Annotated in this window: 13 protein-coding genes and 1 pseudogene; 6 read left to right on the top strand and 8 right to left on the bottom strand. The window is 27.9% G+C overall.

Going from position 1 to position 18,523, the window contains the following annotated elements:
* Positions 1–20: 20 nt before the first annotated feature.
* Entirely contained in the window at positions 21–2,468 is a 2,448-nt protein-coding gene (lon, locus tag QMG63_RS03185) for an endopeptidase La (protein WP_281861662.1), read from the bottom strand.
* A gap of 67 nt (positions 2,469–2,535) precedes the next feature.
* On the opposite strand from lon, the gene QMG63_RS03180 reads away from it, so the two are divergent.
* The 4 genes from QMG63_RS03180 to rpsU are packed head-to-tail and all read left to right on the top strand — an operon-like array spanning position 2,536 to position 6,529.
* Positions 2,536–3,222 (top strand): hypothetical protein, encoded by a 687-nt coding sequence (locus tag QMG63_RS03180; RefSeq protein WP_281861661.1) that lies wholly within the window; start codon positions 2,536–2,538, stop codon positions 3,220–3,222.
* Between the two features lie 22 nt (positions 3,223–3,244).
* The gene (recJ, locus tag QMG63_RS03175) at positions 3,245–5,353 is read left to right on the top strand and encodes a single-stranded-DNA-specific exonuclease RecJ (RefSeq protein WP_281861659.1); all 2,109 of its coding nucleotides are present in this window, start codon (positions 3,245–3,247) and stop codon (positions 5,351–5,353) included.
* A gap of 5 nt (positions 5,354–5,358) precedes the next feature.
* Positions 5,359–6,297, top strand: coding sequence for a M23 family metallopeptidase (locus QMG63_RS03170; RefSeq protein ID WP_281861638.1), 939 nt, complete (start codon positions 5,359–5,361; stop codon positions 6,295–6,297).
* A 19-nt stretch (positions 6,298–6,316) separates the two neighbouring features.
* Positions 6,317–6,529: a 30S ribosomal protein S21 gene (gene rpsU / locus QMG63_RS03165; protein ID WP_281861636.1), complete on the top strand. Its 213-nt coding sequence runs from the start codon at positions 6,317–6,319 to the stop codon at positions 6,527–6,529.
* A 36-nt stretch (positions 6,530–6,565) separates the two neighbouring features.
* On the opposite strand, the gene QMG63_RS03160 is transcribed toward rpsU, so the two are convergent.
* The 4 genes from QMG63_RS03160 to QMG63_RS03145 are packed head-to-tail and all read right to left on the bottom strand — an operon-like array spanning position 6,566 to position 13,068.
* Positions 6,566–8,923: a DNA translocase FtsK gene (locus tag QMG63_RS03160; RefSeq protein ID WP_281861634.1), complete on the bottom strand. Its 2,358-nt coding sequence runs from the start codon at positions 8,921–8,923 to the stop codon at positions 6,566–6,568.
* A gap of 13 nt (positions 8,924–8,936) precedes the next feature.
* Entirely contained in the window at positions 8,937–9,731 is a 795-nt protein-coding gene (locus QMG63_RS03155; RefSeq protein WP_281861631.1) for an undecaprenyl-diphosphate phosphatase, read from the bottom strand.
* A 15-nt stretch (positions 9,732–9,746) separates the two neighbouring features.
* Complete coding sequence (locus tag QMG63_RS03150; RefSeq protein ID WP_425592801.1) at positions 9,747–11,930, bottom strand: flagellar assembly lytic transglycosylase; 2,184 nt, start codon at positions 11,928–11,930, stop codon at positions 9,747–9,749.
* Positions 11,869–13,068, bottom strand: a complete 1,200-nt coding sequence (locus QMG63_RS03145) for a hypothetical protein (protein ID WP_281861629.1) — start codon at positions 13,066–13,068, stop codon at positions 11,869–11,871. The genes QMG63_RS03150 and QMG63_RS03145 overlap by 62 nt, the downstream gene beginning before the upstream one ends.
* A 189-nt stretch (positions 13,069–13,257) precedes the next feature.
* Between QMG63_RS03145 and QMG63_RS03140 the strand changes: the two genes are divergently transcribed.
* Positions 13,258–14,628: a tetratricopeptide repeat protein gene (locus tag QMG63_RS03140; RefSeq protein ID WP_281861627.1), complete on the top strand. Its 1,371-nt coding sequence runs from the start codon at positions 13,258–13,260 to the stop codon at positions 14,626–14,628.
* 5 nt (positions 14,629–14,633) lie between these two features.
* Here QMG63_RS03140 and QMG63_RS03135 read toward each other — a convergent pair whose 3' ends face one another.
* Positions 14,634–15,887, bottom strand: coding sequence for a peptidoglycan DD-metalloendopeptidase family protein (locus QMG63_RS03135; RefSeq protein WP_281861625.1), 1,254 nt, complete (start codon positions 15,885–15,887; stop codon positions 14,634–14,636).
* Between the two features lie 64 nt (positions 15,888–15,951).
* On the opposite strand from QMG63_RS03135, the gene lepB reads away from it, so the two are divergent.
* Positions 15,952–16,455, top strand: coding sequence for a signal peptidase I (lepB, locus tag QMG63_RS03130; protein WP_345741255.1), 504 nt, complete (start codon positions 15,952–15,954; stop codon positions 16,453–16,455).
* 46 nt (positions 16,456–16,501) lie between these two features.
* On the opposite strand, the gene QMG63_RS03125 is transcribed toward lepB, so the two are convergent.
* Positions 16,502–18,010, bottom strand: coding sequence for an Hsp70 family protein (locus QMG63_RS03125; RefSeq protein WP_281861621.1), 1,509 nt, complete (start codon positions 18,008–18,010; stop codon positions 16,502–16,504).
* Positions 17,952–18,507: pseudogene (locus tag QMG63_RS03120) on the bottom strand (DUF6115 domain-containing protein). Before QMG63_RS03120 ends, QMG63_RS03125 begins: the two are co-directional and overlap by 59 nt.
* Positions 18,508–18,523: the final 16 nt, after the last annotated feature.

The following is an 18,523-nucleotide window of genomic DNA, read 5'->3' as shown; positions in this document are numbered from 1 at the left end:
GCTCAAAAAATAGTAAAATTCTAAAATAATAATTTAATAACTTCTTTCATATTATCTACAAGATGAAAATTTATGCCATTCTTGATGTTAATAGGAATATCATCAAGATCCACTTTATTTGATTTAGGAATAATAACATGCTCAATACCACTTCGTTTAGCAGCAATTATTTTCGCTCTCAATCCCCCAATAGCCATTACATTACCTGTTAATGATAACTCTCCAGTCATAGCCAAATGAGGTCTTACCACTTTATTAAGAGCTAAAGATATAAAAGCACTAGCAATAGTAATTCCAGCCGAAGGTCCATCCTTTGGTATAGCCCCTTCTGGAATATGCAAATGAATCATATATTTTTCAAAAAAAGACTTATTTAACTTAAGCTCATTACTAATGCTATTTACATAAGTAAACGCAATATTTGCAGACTCCTTCATTACATCTCCAAGTCTACCTGTTAACTTAATACCAGGGGACTTAGACTCAGTTTTCACAGTTTCAATTACTAAAGTTGATCCACCATAATTAGTCCACGCAAGACCCATTACCATACCTGGAGACATGACTTTATTTAAAAATTCTTCTTTTCTAAATACAGGAATACCAATATATTCTTCCAAATTTTCCTTAGAAATTTGGTATGCTTTAACAGACTTATCTTCAATAAGCTTTCTTGCAACTTTTCTAACAATTTGTTTTAAATATTTTTCAAAATTCCTAAGTCCATTATCTCTTGCATATTCCCTAGCAATTTGAACAAGGGCTGAACCTTGAAATTTTAAGGAATCTTTATTAACACCATTTTCATTTAAGACCTTTGGTATTAAATACTTTCTTGCTATCTCTATCTTTTCATCATCAACATATCCTGAAAGCTGAATTATCTCCATTCTATTTAATAAAGGAGTAGGTATTGTCTCAAGAGAATTGGCTGTCAAAATAAAGAATATATTAGAAATATCAAAAGGCAAATCAAGATAATGATCTCTAAAATTAATATTTTGCTCAGGATCTAAAACCTCAAGAAGAGCTGAGAATGGATCTCCATAATTAGATGCTGAAACCTTATCAATTTCATCTATTAAAAAAACAGGAGAGTTGGTCTTTGTAATTCTTAGCCCTTGGATAATTTTCCCAGGTAATGCTCCAACATAAGTTCTTCTATGCCCTTTAATCTCTGACTCATCTTTCATACCACCTACAGAAAATCTAAAAAATTTTGTTTTAAGAACTTCAGCAATAGCTGCTCCTATCGAAGTTTTACCAACTCCAGGAGGTCCAACTAAAAGCATAATAGCTCCTTTTTGAGATTTTCTTAATTTAAGAACAGAAATATATTCAATAATTCTATCTTTAACTTCTCTCATACCATAATGCGTCTTATCTAAAATTTTTTCTGCCCTTTGCAAATTAAATTTATCAAAATTAATTTTAGATTCTCCCCAAGGAAGGTTAGTAATAAGTTCAAGATAATTTCTAACCACAATATACTCAGATGAATGCTTTTCAAGAAATGAAAATTTTTCAAGTTCCCTCTCAACTGCTTCTAAAGCTTCTCCTTTTAAAGCTAAAGAGTCGATCTTGGCTTTAAGCTTTAAAAATTCATTACTCTTTTCATCTCCTACACCAAGTTCAGCCTTAATAGCTTTAAGTTGTTCCTTTAAAAAAAATTCTTTTTGCTGTTTTTCTAACTTTTCCTGAATGCCTTTAGCAATTTTATTTTGAATCTCAATTAAATTTAATTCTTCATAAATCAATTCCAAGACCTTTTTAAGCCTATCCTTAACACTTAAAGTTTCAAGCACTTCTTGATGAGCATCTTTTGAAGATGAAAGCATTCCTGCAACAACATCACATAATCTACCCTTATCTTCAATGTTAACCATATTTAATTGAAATTCAGGCATCTTTCTATGTGAGAATATTTCTTTAGTTCTAAGCAAAATACTACCATAAACCGCCTTTGACTGAATATCATCTTTTTTAATCGGAATTTGCTTTAAATACTCAACTTCAATTATTGGAAAATCTTCATTAAGAACAACCTTGACAAACTTCACTCTATCAATAGTTGAAACAAAAATATTATATCCACCATCAGGAAGATTAATTTTTTTAACTATTTTAGCAGTAATACCAACAGAATAAATATCCTTTTTATAATTGATAATCAATTTATCATTCTTACTTTTTGATTTTTCTAAAAATTTATCACGTAATACAAATAAGGAGATAATGCCATTACCTTTAATCACATAATCAACAGCCTTCATATCAGTATCAGAGACTATAACAATTGGAATAAACATACCTGGAAACACAGGATGTGATGGTACCGCAATTAAAGGTAATCTCACAGGTTTATCAAAATGCGGCAAAATGCCCCCAGAGTTTTTTGAACGCTTCTTTCCCTTAGAAACAGTATTTTTTACTTCTTCCATAGAATATCCAATCTCCTTAAGCTTCATTATAACAAAAGAAAATTTTTCTGAGAATTTATTTAACAATGAATTCTTTTATTATACAATAGTTATAATGCGGTTTAATAAAGTTAATGCTATCATAACAAATTTATATCACAAAAAAAGTTATTCTCTATTAAACCTATTTCATCCAAAAGGAATTATTCACACAATAATTTATAATTCTACTATAAAAAAATTTAAATCAAACATCAATAACCTAGTAAAGGCCAATTTTGAGATAGTCAAAGAAAATAATTTATGCAAAATAATAGAAGTTAATGATGAAGAATTTATAATGCAAGATTTAATCTATGAAAAACTAATAATTATTTATCTTTGGGTCAAGCTTATTAATTTAAGCTTTGATAATGGAGAATGCTTTAAGTTATTTACCGAATCAACAAAGATACTAAACACCGCAAGCTTAGAAAAAGCACAATTAATTGACTTACAATACAAGATAAGATTTTTAATAATAAAGGGATTTTTATACTTATCAAAAGTATGTTTTCAATGTAATAAACAAATAAACAAACATTACTACTATGATATCCACATTAACGGATTTAATTGCATAAATTGCACAAGTAATCAAAATAACTATATTAATACAGGTAGTTTTAAATATTTAGAATATACAACTCAAAAAAACATCAAAGAAACCTTAAATGTAAATTTAATCAGTAAGTCAAAAGAACTTATCAAAAGTATGATCAAAAATAAGATCAATACAGAATTTGAACAAACGCTACTTTAAATAAAGCAAACTGGAATAAGACATGAAAATTTGGGAAAAAAAAGAAACTGACATCAAAAAAGAAAATATAATCAATATTGCAAAAAAATATAATATTAGTCTTCTTGAAGCAACACTGCTACTTAGAAGAGAAATTAAAGAAGAAGACTTTTTATTTTTTATTGAAAGTAGCGTAAATTTAATGCACAATCCATTTCTATTAAAAAATATAAACAAATTCATTTACAGAATGAATAAAGCCATTACAGAAAAAGAAAATATATTAATCTTTGGGGACAAAGATGCCGATGGAATCACAGCTACAATAATAATGTATGAAACCCTTAAAGACTTTGGAATCGATGTAACCTATAAAATACCCTCTAATGGAGAATTCTATGGCCTTACAAAAGAGATCATTGATAAGGCATTTGAAGATAAAATATCAATAATAATTACCGTTGATTGTGGAATTTCTAACATTGAAGAAGTAAATTATGCAAGATCAAAAAACATAGAAGTAATAATTACAGATCATCATCTTCCAAACAAAGACATTGACATAGAAAATATAATTATTGACCCTCATTTAAAAGGTGACCTTTCTCCATTTAAAGAAATAGCTGGATGTTATGTCAGTTTTAAAGCATGTCTTGCGCTATACCTCTCCACTACCAATCTTTATAATAAAAACATAGTATTTTTATTCCTAGAAAGATTAAATAATAATATTACACTTCATGCAATAGAAATAAACAACTACATTTTTAAAAAGTATATAACTCTAGAAAGCAATAATGACTTACAAATCAATATCAATAAATTAGAAGAATTCTCACAAAATAAATACATAATTGTATTTAATAAAGATGAACAGAATAAACTTCTAAATGAATTCTTTAATCAAAAAATCGATATTGAAACAACTGATATTAGTGAAAATTTTGTCAAAAAATATCCTAAATTCGCTAAAAAAACACTAAAAGAACTTATGCAAATTATCAAATATTTTAAATATAGAGAAATTAATATTAAAGAAAAACTATATTATATATTTTATAACATAATACTTGAAATAAATAAAGATTTACTAAAAAACTGCCTTAAGAGACTTAAATTTGTCGCAATAGGAACTATTGCTGATAATATGCCAATTATTAATGAAAATCGAATAGTTGTAAGAGAAGGACTTAAAGAAATCGCACTAAGAGAAAACATATCCATTAATTATCTATTAAAAGAGGTCAATATACTAACAAAACCAATGATCACTGCAACAGATATTGCGTTTAAAATTGCCCCAATATTAAATTCAACAGGAAGACTTGAAAAAGCAGATATTACAATTCAATTTTTATTAACCGAAGATATTAATCAAATAGAAAATAAGTTTAAAGAAATTAAAAACATAAATATTTTAAGAAAACGCAAAGAAGATATATCTTGGAATACACATAATGATAATATTATTTTCAAAAATGATAAATTCATAGTATGTTATGACAAACATACTCCAAAAGGAATTAGTTCTCGAATGGCAACAAGACTTTCTACTTATTATCAAAAAGTTGCTGTTTTCTTAACAAAACAAGAAAATATAATTAAAGGATCCATAAGATCAAACAATAAAGTAAATTCAAAAGAATTAATTTCAATGATACCAAACTCTTTAATAATAAATTCTGGAGGACACAAAGCCGCTGCCGGATTTACTCTTTATGAGAGTGTATTAAATGAATTTATAAAAGAACTTGAAAACGCCCTTGAAAAGATAGAATACAAAGAATTATATGAAGATTCAATACTCATAGATGCGATTATACCTAAAGACTTTAATAAAAAAGAACTTTTTAAAATAGTAAACTTATTTGAACCTTACGGACATGGTTTTAGAGAATTTGTTTTTATGATGGAAAACGTATATATTCAAGACCTAAGAACAATTGATAAAAATGGAAATTCAAAACATATAAGCATGAAAATCAAAAACAATAAAGATTATTATAAAGCTATCTACTTTAATGGAACTCAAAGTATCCAAAAACTCGGTATCAAAGATGGCCAAAATATAGACATAATATGTACAATTAATGAAGATCTTTATAATCAAAACGATAAAATTTTAAAAATTATTGATATCAAAAAGAGATAAAATTAGTGCTTAATACCAAAAGCCTTTTGTTTACATTCATAACAGGATTACTTAACATCAATGCAATAAATAATGATACCATAAAAAGTTACTATAAAAAAGAAACTTTCCAGGGAGATAATATTTACTTTGCAAGCAACAAAAATTTCAAAAAACTATCTCTTCTAGGTACAAATCAAAAACCTATTTTAAGTGCATCTCCTTTTAAATTCAACGTAGGAAACAGAGAATACCATATAGCACTAATAGGAATTACACCAATGATCAAAGAAGGAAAAAGGAAAATTAAAATAGAATTTGAACATAAAACATACATAAAAGAAATAGAGATAAAAAAACTCAAATTTAAAAAAACAACAGTCAAGCTTAATAAAAACAAATCCAAGCTTATTAAAAGTCAACAATCACCTAAAGAGAAAAAACAAGCTCTCACATTATGGAATATAATTGGCAATATAGGAGATACAACAATTTATCACTACGATACATTGGTTTATCCAATCAAAGATCAATACAAAATAACTAGTTCTTACGGAGAACAAAGAATTTATATGCAAGACAATAAAAAAATATCAAACCACAAAATACATAATGGAAAAGATTATGCCCCACTTAAGAGAGAAAAAACACCTATTTTCGCAGCTGGTAGAGGCAAAGTAGTATTCGCAAGAGATAGAAAAATTACTGGTAAAACCGTAATAATTCAACATTTACCAGGAGTATTTACAATTTATTTACATCTCTCAAAATTTGGAGTTAAAGAGAATGTAATAGTAAATACAGGTGAATACATTGGTCATGTTGGCAACACAGGAATTTCAACAGGACCTCATCTACATTTTGAAGTTAGAATTAATGGGGTTGCAGTAAACCCAGATTTTTTCTTAGAACAAATGCTTATTGACAAAAATCAAATAATCAATAACACTAAAAGGATAGAGTAAAAACAAGGGGGTGATTTTTTTGATAACTGTCAATGTTGACAAAAATGAAGGCTTAGAAAAAGCACTAAAACGTTTCAAAAGAATGATTGAAAAAGAAGCAATAATTAGAGAATGGAAAAGAAGAGAATACTATGAAAAACCATCCACCATTCGAGTTAAAAAAGAAAAAGCATTCAAAAGAAAACAAGCAAAAAAAGTAAGAAAGTTAAAACAAAAAATCGGGAAACAATAAAATAGGGATATTCATATTGAATGTCCTTTTTAATATCTAAATAAACACATCTCGTGGTTTTGAGCCATTTACAGGACCTATATATCCCATCTCTTCCATAAGCTCAATAATTCGTGCAGCTCTATTATATCCTATCTTTAAACGCCTCTGTAGATAAGACGCAGACGCTTTTTTCGTAGAACGAATAATTTCAAGAGCTTCCTCAAACATGGGCTCATCTGAAGGATTTAGAACCACAGTATCAGCTCTTACAACACTATCAATAAATATTTCATCATCAATATAATTCGGGGTACCAAATTTTTTCACTTCTTCAACTAATCTACAAACTTCTTTTTCATTCAAAAATCCACCTTGAATCCTTTGAGGAAAAGGTGTAGTAGGACTAACATAAAGCATATCACCCTTTCCTAAAAGTTTTTCAGCACCTGATGCTCCAAGAATTATTCTTGAGTCCATAGAACTAGCAACCATAAAAGAAATCCTTGAAGGAAAATTAGCCTTTATTACCCCCGTAATAACATCAACAGATGGTCTTTGAGTAGCAAGAACTAAATGCATTCCAACAGCCCTAGCCATAGCTGCAAGCCTAGAAATCAAATTTTCTAAATCCTTTCTGCAAGAAAGAATCAAATCTGCAAATTCATCAATAATGATTACCAAATAAGGTAATGGGGCTTCATTTAACTCCTCTTCCAGTATTTTTTTATTATAAGCATTAATATCTCTTACAAGAAAATTATCAAGAAGAACATATCTTCTCTCCATCTCATCAAGACACCAACGAAGAGCTTCCAAGGCTCTATTTACATCAGTAATAACCGGGGTTAACAAATGTGGAATATCATTAAAAAGCTTAAGCTCAACCACTTTAGGATCTATTAGTACAAGCCTAACATCATCTGGAGATTTTGAAAAAATAATTGAAGCAATCAGCGAATTCACACAAACCGATTTTCCAGCTCCAGTAGCACCTGCTATTAAAAGATGAGGAGCATTGATAAGATCAAAAACAACATTACTTCCATTAATTTCTTTACCAAGTGCAAAAGGCACTTTAAAATCACTTTGAAACTCTTTACTATTTATTATTTCTGAGATCAAAATAAATTTTCGTCTTTTATTAGGAATTTCAATCCCAACAGCTTCTTTACCAGGGATTGGTGCAATAATTCTAACCCGAACCGCTGCAAGCCTTAAGGCAATATTATCAGATATAGAAGTTATTCTTGAAAGCTTAATACCTTTATCAGGACGAACAGCATACATTGTAACAACGGGTCCTTTAATAACATCAATAAGCTTAGCATTAATATTAAATTCTTTAAAAGTTTCCTGTAAAATCATCGATTGTTTTTGAATTTCTCGATCATATTCAACATCTTCAGTTTCACTTTTAGGTTCTCTTTGATCAAAAACAGAAATATCTATTAAGTAATTATCACTACCCTCACCTACTAGTAAGTTTCCATAATCAATCTTAACAAGATTACTTATTATGCCCTTATGCCTTATATCACTAACCTTAATTTTCCCACTAGACACTAACTTATTATCCTCAAATTCTGTTAATACTTTATACTTAGAATCATCTGTAATATTTAGATCATACTGGTTTAGATCACACTGAGAATCTTGAAACGATTGCTCTTCCGATAAGTTGTCATCACTTGTCCCTGATTGACAAAAAATGGTTTTATCTAGATTAACATCTAAAGGTTTATTAGGTTTTCTTAAAAAGGTTTTAAAAGACCATAAAGCCTGATATTCTTCATCATTAATGATATTATCTTCCTTATCAAAAGTCTTAGCTGCATCCAAATTACCATCACAATCTTTATACACTTTAATATTTTTTTTAATTTTTAGGATACTTAAAAACGGTAAAAAAGCAAACATACTTTCAAACAAAATTTTCAACTTAAAAACTATAAAATGAAAAGTATTTAAAATAAAGCTAGCATCCTTAAAAAAAATATAATTTAAGTAAATCCAAATAACAAGTTCCAAAACTAAAATAAGAAAAACAAAAAAATTGCCAAGCATAATCCCAAAATTACTCAAAAACCAATTAATAAAATTAGAACCCTCAAGATCAGAATTAATTCTTAACCAAAATGTCAGTGTAAAAAATAAAATAACCGTATAATTCCAATTAAATACAAATTTCTTGTTAAACATATTTTTTCGATAAACATACCAATTTACAAGCGGATAAAGTATTAGATAAAATGATAAAAATGAAAAAGTATTTAGAAGCATATGACCTATGAGATTAAAAACAAAAAACACGAATATATTTCCTACAGGGGTTAAAGCAACAAAAAGCGAGAATGATATAACAGCCAACATAAAAAAAAACAAAAAATGGAAATAATGATAAAAATTTTTCATACCTCTATTAAAATCAAAAAAGGAAATAAACTAAACTTGCAAGTATAATTAAATAAACCGAAAAATAATAAAGTTTACTATCCTTAAGCATTTTAACAAACAAACTAATTGAAAATAATCCAACCATAAAAGCAACAAAGGCCCCCAAGTTTATCTCAAAAACACTAAAAAGCATATCTGATTCAAATAACTCCTTATACTTTAAAAGTAAACTTCCAAAAACAATAGGAATCAAAGATAAGAACGAAATCTCAAATGACTCTAACCTGTTAAACCCAAGCAAAACTGAAGCAAAAATTGTAATTCCTGAACGAGAAATACCCGGCATAACTCCAATTCCTTGCATAGTCCCAATTAAACATCCTGCAATCAAGATATTTTTTTTAAAATCAAAAACTAAAATCTTAGATTCAAGCAAAAACAATAAAATACTTGTCAAAATAAAATTAACTAAAACCAAATCAAGAGTAAATAACTCCTTAAAATTTTCTATAAAAATTCCAACAAATGCTGTAATAAGAGTAATTATTAATATGAGTAATATTAATCTCAACTTTGCAAAATCCAACTTGGTAGTCTTTCTTAAAACAAATTTTACCAAAACTACCACAAGTTCTAATATTCGTTTGCGATAATAAATTATTACAACCAAAACAGTTGCAAAGTGCAAATAAATATCAAATACAATCGGAAGATCAATATGCATAAACTTTTTTAAAAGCAACAAATGCCCTGAACTAGATATAGGCAAAAATTCAGAAATTCCTTGAACAAAGCCTAAAATCACAACTCTTAAAACATTTTCCATACAGTTCTCAATAACCTAAAAACTTTTGGGGAATTTACCCATAATATATTCTATAATAAAATCCATTCCTTTACTCTCATATAAAGCATCATACAACACACAATAAACCAATATCTTCTTAACGTAATTTCTAGTTTGCCCAAAAGGAATTGCTTCAATGAAAAGCTCCTTAGGTAAATGCCCATAATCTCTCTCCCATTTACGCACATTTCCAATGCCACCATTATAGGATGCAAGCGCTTTATATACCTCTCCGATCATTTTTATCCTTTTACTTAAATAATAAGTTCCTATAATAACATTATCTTTTGGTTGTTTCAAATCATAATCATAATATTTAATTTCTCTAGAAACATCAACTGATGTTAAAGGCATAATCTGCATAAGTCCAATAGCACCAGGCTTAGACACAGCATTTCCTTTAAAACTACTCTCAGCCCTTATTAAAGAAAACACAAGACTGGGCTCAAGTTTCCGTCTCTTTGACCAATACCTAATTAAATCATTATACAAACACGGATAGAGACGCTTATAATCACCTCTATTTAAAGCCGAGCTATCTTGTCTTACAAGATAGTTAATAGCAAGTGTAGATTCATAATAATATTCATGCCTTACAAGTTCATCGTAAAGATTACGGTAAAAATTGGGAGAAAACCTATAACCATTATTAAAATCACTAGCAACAAAAGCACTAACATAAGAATGCAGATTAAATTTTAAAAACCCTTCTAAAAACCTTTCATAATCAGACTGATCATAATGAATATTTAAATCATTTCCAAAAAAATCATTAATACTTTGATTCAACAAATATTTGCTCATAAATGAGGCATAGGATATCCGATTATACTTAATAGAAAAATTCAAAAGTTCGTTATACTCATTTCTTGACTTAGGAGCAATAAATTTATGATGTATAAGCCTTGCATTAATAAAGGCAAGTTTAGATAAAACAGCACTATCAATAATATTTTGACCATTATGATAAAGTGCATATAAATTATCATAATCCTTAAGTTGCACAGCCTCTAGAATATATTCATTTAATACCTTAATAAAGCCAAGATTATTCCTATCCTTATTTGTATAAAATCTAGCTACATTTTGAGCAAAATAATTTCTTGTATTCTGCAGAAATATTAAATTGCCAAAAATTTCATTAAGTATGTCTAACCTATAAGGTTCATTCTCAAGAGAAGTATTTTCTAAATATTTAACTATAATAAAAAACCCTATGTCTTTTTTTAATCTTAAATTAATAAGTCCTAAATAATAATCCTTATAAACACTAGTTAAACTACTAAAAAAAGACAACGCCTTGCTAATATAGCCTGAACCTAGAAAAGCTTTATAAACATCATTTAAAAATACAAAATTATTATAATATTTCTTAAAATCATCATTTAATATACTGATTGCGCCTTTTAAATCTCCATTAGCTACCAAGGATTTAAACTTAACAAGATTAAAAAACCCAGAACTTAAAAGACTGGATCTCTCTTCAAGAACAAGATAATCATGAGCCCTTACGTGTAAATATTCTGCTGGCAATTCTTCAAATAATTTACTGAAATAAATCAATGATGAATTAATATCAGAAGCATTAAAATAAAGCACTGCTTTAAATAAAAGATTTTCATTTTCTTGAGATTGTGCAAAATTCATCTTTTCAAGTTTATTTAAAACCAAAAGAGCTTCATCATTTTTTTTTTGCCAATAAAGGCTTTTAAAATATCCTAATATAATAAATTTATTATTATCATATCTTTTGTAAAGTTTGCGTCCAACAAGTTCAGCCTCAAAATATTCCTTTCTAGCATTATAATATTCAAGAAGCTTAATTCCAGCAAATTGAGATGCAATATCATTGCTACTCTTTATTGCCTTATACATATATTCCTTAAACTTTTCATCATATCCTATTTTTTTAAAAAGATAGGCAATATACACATAAGAATTTGAATCTATGCCAAAATATTCATCGAAATTTTTTCCCACATAGTCAAAATTCCATAACCAATTCAAATGACTTAAATCAAAATTATCAACATTCCTTTTAACTATATTGCTATTTAAAGACTCTTTTCCCAAAAAACAAGAAAATAAACTTAATAAGAACAAACAAATAATTTGCTTAAACATAATTACTGTTTTCACATTTAGTAATTTTTTCTTCTCTATAAAAAGGACAATCATAAATTGCAAAATTTCTATGATTTAATAATTTAGAAAAAATCAAAAACAATGAAAAAAATATCAAAAAAAATAAAGAAATAAGACTTAAATAAAGCATAGAAGTTTGCATCAAACCTTCTTCCGAATCTAAATCCAATGAACTCTCTTCAATATCTGTAGCAAAATCCTCCTTACCAAAATCCAAAGCAACATCATCAAGTTCAAGCTCCCCCGATCCATTATCAAGATCGGTAATAATGTCCTCAACGTTCCAATTATCAGAATAAGAATCTTGAAGAGTATAAACATTAACACTCTTAAAATCAGTGTCCTCATCTTCAACTAATTTAACAACATTAGCAGCAGAATTATTAAAGGCATCATTTGAATCACTAATATCAACAGAAACGTTATCTAAATCGAAAACATCTCGACTAACAGTATCTTTATCATCAAGGACGTGTTCTTCAATTTCATTCCCTCCATCAATATTATTCTCAAACCCATCTCCTGTAAGCCCAAAATCAAAATTTTCTAAATTAATATCAGAATCAGAATCAAAATTTTCACTTACCAATGTACCATTATCTGGATTTAAAGAATCCGATAATAAATTAAAATTATTCTCATTACTAAAAAGCTTTTCGTCTGCAGACAAATTTTGGGAATTAGGTAAATCATTAAAATTATCCAAATTACCATCTAAAGAATCATACTGCCGCCCAGCAACACTGCCAAATTCTTCAACAAATTCCTCTTTACGCTCTACACCACTAAAACCAACGGGCAAATCACTCGACTTAGCACTACTCTCTAAATCATTAATTTTTTCTGAACCTACAGCAAAATTAATTAAACTTAAATCAAACTTAGATTTATTTACAATTCCATCACACTCACCATAAACATAAAGCATCATAGAATCTATTTTGAAATAAACATTTATATCAACACTCTCTTTCCTAAGATTATCTAAGAAAAAAGACCCAATAATAACAGAATTAGAAAAGTCATCATGCTCACTAACATAAAAATCCAATCTTACATTAGTTTCATCTGCAATTTTACCTAATACCACTCTCTTTACATCAGCATCATCCAAACTTAAAACTGAAAAATATTCATCATTAGACAGCCTTATGGCTAAAAACCCTTTCAAGAATTCCAACCTTTTTGTTCTTTTGTAAAAAACAAATTTATATATAATTAAACTATAACAATAATATAATATAATTAATACTATGTTCAACTTACAAGTAATCTTTTATTCAACAGAAAAAATACTCAAAGGCTATAAACTACTGTTTTATATGATATTACTAAATATGACTTTTTAGGAGAAGTTAGGGTGCTACCATTATTCATAATACTTTCTTCAGCTGCAATATCTTTTTTGATATTTTTATTCTTCAAAATTGCAATATCAAACACAAAAATAAGAAAAAAAGGCAAACATAATAAAACAAAAAAATTAACAGACAAAGCTGCAAACATATTAAAAACAAATCCAAACGAAATAAATGCTTTACAAACTCTAAACGATTATTATTATTCCAATAAAGACTTTGAAAATGGTATTAAATATGCCAGAAAATTATGCCAACTTATAGAAGAAAATCCTACAAATCAAGAAATAGATTCTTTTAAGGCTTTTTTAAGTTACGGGTTTTATAATCTTGAGATAAATTTTAACACAGAAGCATTGACATTCCTTAAAAAGGCATACCTTATGAAAAAAAATGATGTAGATGCAAATTACTACCTTGGAATAGCCTTCCTAAAAAATGCACATTATAAAGAAGCACTACATTATCTTACAAAGATATATAAATTTGATAAAAACAATAAGGATGCCTTAAAATATATAGGAATAATACTTTTTCATACGGAAAACTATACTAAAGCTGTTGGAATATTTAACAGCATAAGCAAATATATACAAAATGACGTAGATGCTCTATTAGCATATGCTCAATCTCTATCTCAATTAAATCAGGACCGGCTTGCATTTTCAATTGCAAACAAAATAAAAAACAAAGATGGAAGGATATATGAAGCTCTTTTAATTGAATCTGAGATTAATTCAAAAAACCACAACTTAGCAAAATTAGAAGATAACATTAAAGAAATGATGAAAATCAAACCCGATTTACCAATAAAAACATTTCTTAAACTATTTTATAAACTAGGAGAGATGTATATAGAACATGAAAACTACAAAAAAGCAACTGAAGCCTTTACTCGAGTTGAAAGGATCGATCCACACTATCAAAAAATTACTGAAAAATTAGAATTTAGTAAAAGACTGAATGAAAATTTAGCATTAAGAATATATCTTAGAAGCCCAAAAGAAAAGTTTGATAATTTAGCTAATGCAATTATTCTTAAACTCTATAAAAACAAGTTTCAAATAAGAGATAAAAAGATAAATGAAATAACCTCACAATTTATAGACATAAATTTTCAACTATCAAATAATCAATGGGAAGAAAATTTAATAGTCCGATTTGTAAGAACAGATCAAAAAAATTTCGGAGAATTATTCCTAAAAGACCTTATTGCAAAGACTAAAGAGAACAAATTAAAAGGACTCTGTATTGCACCAGCTACATTTTCTGATAAAGCCAAACAAATCATTGAAGGTAGATTAATCGACCTTATAGAAGGAAAGAAACTAATACAAATATTAAAAACATTGGATATATCAAAATATATATAGAGTCACTACCTGAGATATTTCATAGGATTCCCCGTTTTTCCATCTTTAAAAATAGTAAAATGTAAATGATTGCCCGTGCTATACCCTGTACTTCCCATACGTCCTATTATTTGTCCTCTTGAAACCCTCTGTCCAACTTTCACCGCAAAAGAACCTAAATGAGCATAAAGAGTCTGAAAACCATTATTATGAGAAATGATAATATATTTTCCATATCCTCCAACACTAAAGCCAGCTGTTACCACAATACCTTCTTTTGTTGCAAAAATAGGTGTATTAGCTACATTTGCAATATCAATTCCATTGTGAAAACTAATAATCTTGGTAAAAGGATCAGGACGATAGCCATAACCTGAAGTAATAATGCCTTGAGTTGGAAATAAAAAAGTCTCTCCTAAAGCATTTCTAAGTAATTTTTTGGCCATTCTTCCTCCAGGAATAAACAATTTTTGACCTAAATACAAAACCTCATTATCAAGATTATTAGCATCAAGAATATCTACTTTGGGAATCTTATATTTTTTTGCAATTGATGAGAGAGAATCACTTTTCTCAACAGTATAAAGAACGCCTTTCATATTAGGCACATTAATAATAAAATTAGGCCTGATGCTCCTTACATCTTTAATATCATTATAAGAAATTAGAGTCTCACTCGTTATGCTATATCTAGCTGCAATATGAGAAAGTGTTTCTCCAGGATTAATTTTATGTTTAACGACCTTTAAAACAAAAGGTTTCCTTACAGTTGCCTCATAATTATTTGTATCCACTCCAAATAGATGATTATTGATCTGACTTAAATTTTGATCGCTATAATATAAAAAGGTATCAATAAAATAATCCTTGGGAAAACTCATCTTACTTAGAAAAATGTACGAACCATAATATGAAAAAATATTCAAGTAAAAGACTAATATTAAAACAAAAATTATAGCATTAAATCTAAAAATAAAACTATAAGTTAAATTAATATCATAATCATTAATCATTTTAAGTCGAATCTTATTATAAGAAGATCGACACTCATAATTATCAATAATTACCATCTTACCAAATAAAGTCAAAAATAATAACTTAATTACATCTAAAAGTTTTTTTGGAATATTGATAAAACGAAAAAATTTTTTCCGTTTTTTTCTATGAAAGTTACGAATATTACCAAAATCTCTCAATTCAAAATCACCTTTAATAGCTCTATCAAATAAAAAATTTCTATTTCTTTTTAATACATTTTGATCCTTTTTTGGTATAATCATAATATGACTCATTATACACTAGAAATTTCAATTTGCTAAAAGATCTCAATTGGAAATTAAAAAAATGACCAAAACTTATAAACAAGTATTAATACCCATTATACTGGCTTTATTATTAATGATATTAACCATCAAAATATTCCTGTCTTTTCATTTAGTCAAAGGCTCTTCAATGTCACCAAAAATTTTAGAGAAACACTGGATAATCAATAACAAACTAGCTTATGGAATAAGACTAAAGAACAGCAAAACATATATTGTGTTATGGAGTTTGCCTAAAAAAAACGAAATGGTGCTTATTAAAGACCCTATAACAAATAAAATTTCCATTAAAAAAATTTTTGCCATACCAGGCGAAAAATTTACAAAGCTGCCACAAAATGTAATATCTATACATAATTTAAACTTTAATATAAATAAGGAACATCTAAAAAATTTAGAAAATATATATATCCCAAAAGATTATTACCTGGTAATAGGAGAAAACAGAAAAGTTTCCCTTGATTCAAGAAAATATGGCTTTATAAATATCAATGATATTATTGGAAAAATAATATACTACCTGTAAAAAAACTTATAATAAAAAAATTAATATCTCAAATTCAAATAAATGTTTAAGTCAATTCAATACTGTCTTCTAACACCCCACTAGATCTCATGTCTTTTAATGAAGCAAGAACACCTTCGTTTTCAAAATCACTATTAAAAGAAGAACTTGTCATTCTTATTTGAATTGATTTAGAAGCATGCGTATCTAAATCTTTTGCAGAAATGTTTAAGATACCACTTTCATCCAAACTAAAAAGTATCTCTATCTTTGGAACACCTCTTAAAGCCTTTTGTATATTACAAAAAAAGAATCTGCCTATAGAATAATTCAAAGATGCTTTCTTATACTCACCTTGAAGGACATGTATCTCAATCTCTTCCTGATAATCATTAGTTGTTGTAAAGATTTTTCGCTCACAAACCGGTAATAAAGTATTTCTCTTAATTAACGTAAAAAATCCATCATTACAAGTCTCAATGCCAAGAGAATAAGGCGTTACATCTTTAAAATCAATAAGAGTACTATTATTCGAAAGACTAAAAGCATGAATGCCCGCACCATTTGCAACAACTTCATCTTGATTTAAAGAATCCAATACTTCGATTTTAGGAAAAATTTCCTTCAATCTCTCTTTAACTAAAGGAATTCTTGTTGAACCTCCTGAGAGTATTATTTTTGAAATACGTTCAAGATCAACACCTGAATCGGCAATACACTCATTTGTAAGACCAATAGTTTTATCTATAAATTCCTTAATCATAGAATTAAAATCATCTCTCTTAAGTTTATAATTCAAATGCTTGCCATCAAGAAAAGGTAAAACAATACTAACCTCATCCATAATAGATAAACTTTTTTTAGCTTCTTCAATTTTGTCTCTTATCTGTTCAAGAATAACAATATCATCTAAATTAATATCAGGATATTCTTCCTTAAAACTGGTTAAGACATGTCTTTCTATAACTTCATTAAAATTATTTCCGCCAAGTTTATTCTCGCCCTTAATTGCAAGAACAGTATAAGTATCATTTTGTTTTTCTAAAAGAGTAACATCAAAAGTTCCACCACCAAGGTCATAAACAAGAAATAATCCATCTATTTGTTTTTCAAAAGCATAAGATAAAGCAGCTGCTGTTGGTTCATTAAGTATTGCACGACATTTTAATCCCGCAAGATTTGCAGCTTCTATAACACCTCTTCTTTGAACTTCAGAAAAATAAGCAGGAACAGTTATTACAACATCACAAATCTTTGTACCTAAAAATTTCTCAGCATTCATCTTCACATTTAAAAGTAAATAAGAAGCAATATCCTCAGCTCTATATGTATTATTACCCAGTTTGTAAGAGGTTTCGGTACCTATATCAATTTTAAAGTTATAAAAAGTCTTATCTGGGTTTACCAATATTTGATGTCTAGCAATACTACCAACAATAACACCAGAATCTGTAAAAGACACAATAGAAGGTGTCATTCTCTCACCTCTATCATTTAATATAACCCTAGAATTAGCATCAAAATAAGACGCTACAGTATTTGTAGTCCCAAGATCTATGCCTATCCATTTTTCCATCAAGTACCCCTATGAATTGAAACAATTAATTCAATTTCACCCAAATCCAATTTCAACTTTTTAGCAATCACGTCTAAAGACATTCCTTGATCATAAAGCGAAATAACTTGTTGGCGAATATTATATCCTTCCTTGATTATATTTTTCTCAATAGTAGGTATTGAATAATCTAAATTACTCTTATAAATACTACTATCCCCTTTCATGCTAAAATTACTATTTCCCATTGAAATCGAATGAGCATTAAACCCCAATAGTCTTTGATCAAATATTTCTATCCTCTCATCAACTTCCTTAATAATTCTATTTAAGCTTTCAATCTTTATCTCAATAATATTTATATTTCTATCAGTTGCTTGATTAATTTCAATAATAGTTTTATCTACCTCACTCCTAAATTTCTTAAGTATACTATTAGATTTGATTTTCAAACTAATATAAACATGAAAATATATAAAAATAAATATAATCAAAATAAAACAAAAAACAATAAACATACAGAATGTCCTACAC

The organism is Candidatus Borrelia fainii, from assembly GCF_027925085.1.
GTDB lineage: Bacteria > Spirochaetota > Spirochaetia > Borreliales > Borreliaceae > Borrelia > Borrelia turicatae.
The sequence above is the reverse complement of the archived record's forward strand: the minus strand, read 5'-3'. Positions and strand labels throughout refer to the sequence as shown.